The organism is Acetobacter malorum, assembly GCF_002153605.1.
Classification (GTDB): domain Bacteria; phylum Pseudomonadota; class Alphaproteobacteria; order Acetobacterales; family Acetobacteraceae; genus Acetobacter; species Acetobacter malorum_A.
This window is the reverse complement of the sequence record NZ_JOPG01000050.1, coordinates 1-7,627: the sequence shown is the minus strand read 5'-3', so window position 1 is coordinate 7,627 and position 7,627 is coordinate 1. Positions and strand designations below refer to the sequence as shown.

Annotated in this window: 7 protein-coding genes; 3 read left to right on the top strand and 4 right to left on the bottom strand. The window is 57.6% G+C overall.

Features of this window, described 5'->3' with window-relative positions; translation table 11 throughout:
- Window positions 1–765 carry an ImuA family protein gene (locus tag HK23_RS13625; RefSeq protein ID WP_078527115.1) on the bottom strand — a complete coding sequence of 255 codons (765 nt, stop codon included), beginning with the start codon at window positions 763–765 and terminating at the stop codon, window positions 1–3.
- A 285-nt stretch (window positions 766–1,050) separates the two neighbouring features.
- On the opposite strand from HK23_RS13625, the gene HK23_RS13620 reads away from it, so the two are divergent.
- From HK23_RS13620 to HK23_RS13610, 3 genes are all read left to right on the top strand, one after another.
- A complete protein-coding gene (locus HK23_RS13620; protein WP_086654377.1) occupies window positions 1,051–1,812 on the top strand; it encodes a YoaK family protein in 762 nt (253 codons plus the stop codon).
- Window positions 1,812–2,459 carry an SOS response-associated peptidase gene (locus HK23_RS13615; RefSeq protein WP_061471972.1) on the top strand — a complete coding sequence of 216 codons (648 nt, stop codon included), beginning with the start codon at window positions 1,812–1,814 and terminating at the stop codon, window positions 2,457–2,459. Before HK23_RS13620 ends, HK23_RS13615 begins: the two co-directional genes overlap by 1 nt.
- 124 nt (window positions 2,460–2,583) lie before the next feature.
- Window positions 2,584–4,329 (top strand): oleate hydratase, encoded by a 1,746-nt coding sequence (locus HK23_RS13610; RefSeq protein ID WP_078527117.1) that lies wholly within the window; start codon window positions 2,584–2,586, stop codon window positions 4,327–4,329.
- Between the two features lie 571 nt (window positions 4,330–4,900).
- On the opposite strand, the gene HK23_RS13605 is transcribed toward HK23_RS13610, so the two are convergent.
- The 3 genes from HK23_RS13605 to HK23_RS13595 form a co-directional block, all read right to left on the bottom strand.
- Window positions 4,901–5,404: a flavin reductase family protein gene (locus HK23_RS13605; RefSeq protein WP_061471969.1), complete on the bottom strand. Its 504-nt coding sequence runs from the start codon at window positions 5,402–5,404 to the stop codon at window positions 4,901–4,903.
- 142 nt (window positions 5,405–5,546) lie between these two features.
- The gene (locus tag HK23_RS13600; protein WP_078527119.1) at window positions 5,547–7,286 is read right to left on the bottom strand and encodes an ABC transporter ATP-binding protein/permease; all 1,740 of its coding nucleotides are present in this window, start codon (window positions 7,284–7,286) and stop codon (window positions 5,547–5,549) included.
- The coding region (locus HK23_RS13595) for a His/Gly/Thr/Pro-type tRNA ligase C-terminal domain-containing protein (protein WP_306300692.1) at window positions 7,283–7,627 on the bottom strand (345 nt) is incomplete at its 5' end. The genes HK23_RS13595 and HK23_RS13600, both read right to left, overlap by 4 nt.

The window sequence follows — 7,627 nt, the reverse complement described above, 5'->3', positions numbered from 1 at the left end:
TCAGGCGCGGGCGCGTCTGGTCCAAGTCGTTTCCTGATCCGGTCGGTCGGCCAGAGTGGCAGGTAAAGAGAGACGACCCTTGCCATCACAGGCCTCCACTTCAAAATCGGCACATTCGCCCGCACGGGCACGGATGAGTTCCAGCAACCAGCGCGGTCTTCCCACACCGGGCACCGGCAACGACACAGACGGCAGGACGGAGACCCGCCAGCGGGTCACACTGGCAGTCGGCTGACCAAAATCCGCCGCATCCGTCTGTCGCCGCCAGCGCCGGATGGCGATGCCAAGAGAGCCGGACGTCTCGGCCGCCAGTTGCAGGCGGCGTGAGGCCGTCATGGACAGACGCGCCACCTCGGCGACCACAGCCCCAAGGCCGCCATGCCGCAGTCCTTCCTCGAAACAGGCAAGCACATCGACGTCCGAGCGTGCCTCGACATAGATGGTTCGCCGGGCGGAAAGACCCACCTGTTTTAGGGAAGGGGCGAACACATCCTGGCGGGTGACGATCCACAGCACCTTGCCACGCGTGCGGGCCGCGATCCCGGCGCAGAACTGTCCGGCCGCGGCACTATGCAGGGCGTCATTCCCCCCTCCCGCCACTTCATGGAGGGCGCCCAGAGCCAGCCCGCCACCGGGCAGACGCGCATCGATCTCGCGCACGCCAAAGGGCAGTACCTTGCGGCGTCGGTCGCTATGCCCTTCGAGACGGCTGATCGCGGCCCGCAGCGTCTCCAGACCGGATTTTTTCTGGGGTTCGGCAGTCATGTCACGACTCAGTATCCATTCGTCCTGGTGGGTTTCCTGATTATATGTTCCTGATTTGTTCTTTAATGGCGTGGGGAGTCAACATTCATCTTTCGGAGGAGCGTATCGCGCCACATCTGTGGCAATTCGCAATCCGGGAAGATATCGTCCTAAGAAATTGAAAACAGGACGCTTTGTCGGAAGAGGGCGGGCTGTTACCATCCCGCCCATAAAAAAGATCGTTGTCCGGGGAAACCGACAAACACGGAGTCTCCCTCATGCGGTCAGTCACGATGGGAGGCACAGGTGCTTGTTCACGAGGGAGCGGAGCGCAACGCCAGCATCGACAGGCGTCTGGGCTGCTCGCTGGCGGCTATCGCCGGTGCCGTGAACGCCACCGGGTTTCTGGCCGTGGGCTATTATTCGGCCAATATGACCGGCAATGTCTCAGCACTGGCGAGTGGCCTGCATGAAGGCCATCTGGAACTGGTCCTGTCCTGCTGCGGTCTGATATTGGCCTTTGTCGCAGGAGCCGTGCTGTCGGCGCTTCTGGTCAATGCGGGCCGTCGCCACAACCTGCCCTCAATCTACGCACGGAGCATCCTGCTGGAAGCCTGCCTGCTCGGGTTTCTGGGGGGCGTGGATCTTCTGTTTTCGGCCCAGCCACGGGATCCGGTGCTGGCCTTTGGGTTGAGTTTCCTCATGGGGCTTCAGAACGCCACGGTCACACGCATTTCCGGGGCGCGTGTCCGCACCACCCATATGACGGGAATGCTCACCGATGTGGGGCTGGAACTGGCGGACTGGTTGGAGAGCTTTTTTCATCCGGTTGACCCAGCCCGGCGGACCGGTACGCGCGAGTGTCTGGGGCTGCATGCCGCCATCGTGCTGTCCTTCACGCTGGGCGGCGTGGCCGGCGCCTTTCTGTATGGCTGGTGGTCTGCTCTCTTTCTTCTGGCGCTGGCGGGGCTTCTGGCCTGTCTGGCCCTGCCGGGTGCACTGTCGCATGAGTCTGTGGCGGAACAGGAACCGGCGTCGGTTCCGGCTTACGGGGAGAAGCATTCCTGATGTGCAATCTCTACGCCATGACATCGAACCAGAAAGCGATCCGGGAGATTGCAAAGGTTCTCGATGATCTGACGGGCAATCTCCAGCCTTTGACGGAGATATACCCGAATACAATGGCCCCGATCGTGCGGAACGGCGGAAACGGTCGCGAACTGGTCATGGCACGCTGGGGCATGCCGACACCTCCTGGCTATCTCAAGGGACACAGGGTCGACCGGGGTGTAACCAACATCCGCAATCCGTCCTCGACATGGTGGAAACGCTGGGAGGGCGTGCAACATCGTTGTCTGGTGCCATTGACGGCGTTCTCCGAACCGGAGCGTCTGCCCGACGGGACATCACGACCGGTGTGGTTTGCGCGGAATGATGGAGAACCGCTGGTCTTCTTTGCCGGGATTTGGTGTCGATGGACGTCCGTGCGCAAGCTGGCGGACGGAGAGACGACGGATGATCTGTTCGGTTTTCTGACCACGGACGCCAATCTGGAGGTGGGCGCGATCCATCCGAAAGCCATGCCTGTGATCCTGACGCAACCGGATGAGCTGGAGCGCTGGATGACGGCACCGATAGCAGAGGCTCTGGCGCTTCAGCGTCCGCTGCCCGATGGAGTTCTGTATCGGGTGCAGGCGCCGGCTCTGGCTGACTGAGAAAGGGGATCATCCTGTCCTGTTCGGGGCGTTTGATACATCGCAACGACAGATCGGCTTAGCAGGTGTTGTATGGCTGGAAGGGTTTCCCGCCATCGGCCCTTTTCAGAAAAGGACATGCGCCATGAGATACGCTCACAGCAATTACGAGGCTTTCGTTCACCCTCCAGCCCCGCAGGGTATGGAAGGACGGTCAGCGTGGATCGTGGGCGGCGGGCTGGCGGGCATGGCGGCGGCGGCGTTCCTCATCCGAGATACGGGCATGACGCCTTCAGCCATCACCATTCTTGAGGCATCGGACAGCGATGGTGGTGCGCTGGATGGGGCGGGGAATGCGGAGACCGGCTGGCTGATCCGTGGCGGTCGGGAGATGGAAGAGCAGTTCCAGTGTCTGTGGGATCTGTATCGTTCCATTCCGTCTCTGGAAATTCCCGATGCATCAGTGCTGGATGAAGTCTGGCAGGTCAATCAGGCCGATCCGTCTACAAGTCCGGTCCGCGCCATGTGCAATCGGGGACAGCCCCTCGCCGATCGTGACAGGCTGACGCTCACGGGAAAGGCGCGGCGCGAGATCATTACCCTCATTCTGACCGATGAGGACGAACTGGCGGGAAAGACGATCGCGGATGTGTTGTCCGGCGATTTCATGGCGTCGAACTTCTGGCTGTTCTGGCGGTCGATGTTCGCGTTCGAGACCTGGCACAGCGCCATTGAGATGAAGCGCTATCTCGCACGGTTCGTGCATCAGATCCTCGGACTGAAGGATCTGCATGCGCTGAAATTCACCAGATATAACCAGCAGGAATCCCTGAGCAGACCACTGGCCACATGGCTTGCCGATCAGGGCGTCGTGTTCCGTCATGGTGTGACGGTGACGAATGTTGCCGTTGATGTGTCGGGCAGAACGAAAGTTGCGACCCGTCTCGACTGGCTGGAAAATGGCGCGACCGCTGGTGTTGACCTGGGTTCGGCGGAGCTGGTGTTCGTGACCAACGGTTCCATGGTGGAGAATTCACGCTGGGGCGACCATCATACACCCGCGCCGATTGATACGACCATCGGAGAGGGGAGCATCTGGCAGCTCTGGCGCACTATCGCAGCGCAGGATGCCGCATTCGGGCATCCTGATGTTTTCTGTGGTGATACGAAAAAATCCCGCTGGCTGTCGGCTACGGTTACGACCCGGGATGCGCGGATTCCGGAGCTTGTAAAGCGGATTACGGGGCGTGATCCGTTTTCGGGGAAAATCATCACGGGTGGCCCGGTCACGATCGCGGATTCATCCTGGCTGATGAGCTGGGTGGTCAGCCGTCAGCCTCATTTCAAGGGGCAGCCCGAAGGCCAGATGGTGGTCTGGCTCTATGGTCTGTTCAGTGACGTGCCTGGCGATTACGTGAAAAAGCCCATGCAGGGCTGCACGGGGGAGGAAATCACTCGTGAGTGGCTGTTCCATATGGGCGTGCCGGTGGAGCAGATCGACGACATGGCAGCGACAGGGGCGACGACGCGTCCGTGCATGATGCCGTTCATCACGGCGCAGTTCATGCCGCGTGCACCGGCTGACCGACCGAAGGTAGTGCCGGATGGGAGCGTCAATCTCGCCTTTCTCGGGCAGTTCGCCGAAACGCCACGCGATACGGTTTTCACCACGGAATATTCCGTCCGCACGGCGATGGAGGCGGTCTATACCCTGTGCAGCGTCAGGCGGGCTGTGCCGGAAGTGTCGGGCGGCATTTTCGATGTCCGGATGCTGTTACAGGCGGCTGCGGAACTGCGGGACGGAGAGAAGGTGCCAGCATCCGGACTGATCCGGCACCTGACACAGGGGACCGAGATTGACGATCTTCTGGAACGCTACGGGCTGGTTTGAGCTTACTGTCAAAGTGTTGAATACTTTCACAGGTAAAACGGACATAACCAGGAAGAACGAGTCTGATGTCAATTACGGCGACTGGTTGAACGGCAGTCCTGGCTGGTTCAGAAATAACAAAACATGGCGCCGTAGATATTTTCGAGATGGGTTGAAGGCCGGAGTTCACGTAATGGCAGTCGTTCATTGCCGCGATCTACAGCAAATTTTGCAAACGGGGACAACCGGTAGATACTCTGATTTTCACGGGTTCTGGCAAACAACGGCTGGTATCAGACGTCATTCATAAACCGACATGGCACAGTCGGCAGGAATACAACGCTGGGTCAGGCGACACGACGTGATGCGCCGCTCGCCTGCCCGAAATCAGGCCTTGATGCCCGCAGCCCCGTTGAGAACCGTTGGGTCATCCTGGAGAGTCACGTGCTGTGATACAGAGACATGGTAAAATCGGAACCTTATCCCGTTCTGTCATGCGCGTTGCCGGGGTGGCAGACTGGTTCAGACTCTCCGTGATCAAGATGCATCACAAAGGGACGAAAAAACATCAATTCATGACAAAGATCGGCGTCTATCCTCCGTAAAAGACTTTTTCTCCAAGATCCTTCATGTGCAGGATGGCGTCATCAGGGCGACCGGCAATGTCTTTTGTGAGGTAGACGCCGGTAACCTCGCAAACAAAGGTGTGATGATCACCCAGTTCCACAATCTGTCTCACTTTCAGTTCAACCGCCGCCGGGACGCATGCGAGTATGGGGGCTCCATTGGCGGCCCACCTGACCTCGTAATCTCCCAGTCTGCCATCCGCATACGGAACGGGCTTGAAGAACGCAAAGGCCAGATTTCCCTGCTCTCTGCCGAGAATGTTCAGCACCAGATCGCCACTTTTGCTTGCCTCTGCGTAAATGGCGGAATCGGTCTTGATGCCCAGGGCAAGCAGAGGAGGAACGAAGCTGGTCTGCGTTACCCAATTGATAGTCGCCGATGCTATCGTGCTGTCCTGACTTCCTCCTGTCAGTACGTAGAGCCCATAGGGGATCATTCTCAGGACGGTTTTTCGGATCTGTTCATCCATAACGTATTTCTCCGCTTACAGTTCGTCATTCGGACGATAACACATTACTATGGGTGGCACCCTGCGTCATGTAATACCAATCATTGTTTGCTGGTATCCATGAGAGATACCGGAAGCTTTCACCCTGTCTGGAGGTCTGCTGTCACACGCGCGGCCCGGGCGAATGGCATCCAATGTCAATCTGTACGGCGTGTTGATCCTGGAGTGCCTGACGATGCGTTATGGAAACGATCGTCAGATTCGGGATATGCTCGCGCAGAAGATCGTAAAGACGGATCTCTCCCTCCTGGTCAAGATTTGACGTGGTTTCATCGAGGAATATCCATTCAGGCCTATTTATCAGAATGCGTCCAAACATCAGACGCTGCTGCTCGCCGGGCGAAAGGCGTTCTGTCCACCTTGCTTCCGTATCGCGTTCATCAGCAAGGAATGACAGGCCTACCAGATCAAGGATCCGACAAACACGCTCATCGGGAACTGCTTCTGGGGCAACGGGATAACAGAGTGCCTCGCGCAGTGTCCCCAGTGGCAGATACGGACGCTGCGACAGGAACATTACCCGTGCCTCAGGCACGTGGATCTGACCGCTGGTAAATGGCCAGATTCCGGCAAGGGCGCGTAGAAAGGTGGATTTACCAACGCCAGATGCGCCGGTCAGAACAATATCCTGCCCCTGAGGCAGCGTGATGTTGACGTTTGAAAGCAGAACTGAACCATCCGGACGAAGTACAGTCAGATTCTCTGTAACAATATCAGAATTTGAAGCTGATTTTTCACGCAAGGAATCATGGTCGCTGACGGCGATGAAATCCATCGTTCTCTGGAAGCTTGCCAGACGGGAAACATTGGCTCGCCATTCGGTAATGGCCGGGTAAGCAGACCATATCCAGCCCAGCGCTTCCTCGACGCGTGAGAATGCCTGAACCAACTGCATCAGGGTCCCAAAGGTGATCTTTCCTGCGAAATAGCGGATTGATCCGACGAGGAGGGCAAAATTTCCGGACAACGTGCCCAACCCGTCTGTCAGAAAGCCAAGCCATTTCGTCCTGGTCATAATGCCAAGAAAATTGTCATATACGGACGAGAATTTTCCCAGCAGAAGATGCTTTTCGCGGTCTCCCCCGCCGCTCAGGGCGATACTGTCCGCATGATCCCGGACATGCACAAGCCCATACCGGAAATCTGCTTCCGCCTTTTGCTGGGTAATGCGTAACGGGATCAGCCGTCGACCTGTCAGATGTGTGACAATTGACGCAAAAGCAGAATAAAGCAGGGCTATCCACAGGAAATAGCCGGGGATACGAACCCCGAGCACGGTGATGGATCCGGAGAGAGCCCAGAGAAGTCCGACATAGCTGACGAAGGTAATCGTGCGCGACACAATATCGAGAAACTGTGAGAGTGTATCACGTACAAATCCGTCGATATCCTCCTGTATGCGCTGATCGGGATTGTCGCTGGTCTCTTTTAAGTGAGCCCGTGTCACGGCAATGCGGAAGGCGAGGTTCTGATCGAGCCACTGGGCGAGCATGCGGTGTGTCATCCAGCGCCGCCAGCGGAGTTGCAGGAGCTGCTGGAGGTAGGTGGCGTAGACCGAGATCAGCAGCGATGGCAGGGTGATGATGAAGAAACCGGGAATGATCATGGACGGTGTCCGGACGAACCAGAACAATCCCCGGAGGAACGATGTGACGTCGCGCTGTTGCAGGGCAGTATAGAAAATATTGCGGGAAAAAGATTGCAGGACGTCCGCTCCAACCAGCAGCAGGGTCAGCCCCAGTACCGCAGTCAGTAATACCCACGCGGACTTCTTTTCTTCAGACGTGAAATAGGGTCGGCTGAGGTACCATAAATCGTCGAAAGCAGCGCGAAAGCTCTTCATCCGACGAAGGCCCTTAGCAGCCGATCACGAGAGGCAGTTGCCAACACTTTGACGACTTCTTCGCCCTTCAGGGTTGGTCGAGCCGGATTTCCATATTCCCGGATGGAGACGGTTCTGTTTTCTTTCTCTTTTTTCCCGATGACCAGCATGACAGGTATTTTCGCAAGACTGTGTTCCCGAATCTTGTAAGAGATTTTCTCGTTACGCAGATCCGATAGAACCCGGATGTCGTGTGCATCGAGATTCCTGATGAGGTCTTTAGCGTAGTCGTTTGCCTCCTCTGTGATCGTCGCGACAACGACCTGCACCGGTGCGAGCCAGAACGGCAGATGGCCTGCATG

Coding starts and splice junctions, on each gene's coding strand:
- HK23_RS13625 (WP_078527115.1), bottom strand. CDS start 765: ATGACTGCCGAACCCCAGAAAAAATCCGGTCTGGAGACGCTGCGGGCC.
- HK23_RS13605 (WP_061471969.1), bottom strand. CDS start 5,404: ATGGATGAACAGATCCGAAAAACCGTCCTGAGAATGATCCCCTATGGG.
- HK23_RS13600 (WP_078527119.1), bottom strand. CDS start 7,286: ATGAAGAGCTTTCGCGCTGCTTTCGACGATTTATGGTACCTCAGCCGA.
- HK23_RS13610 (WP_078527117.1), top strand. CDS start 2,584: ATGAGATACGCTCACAGCAATTACGAGGCTTTCGTTCACCCTCCAGCC.
- HK23_RS13615 (WP_061471972.1), top strand. CDS start 1,812: ATGTGCAATCTCTACGCCATGACATCGAACCAGAAAGCGATCCGGGAG.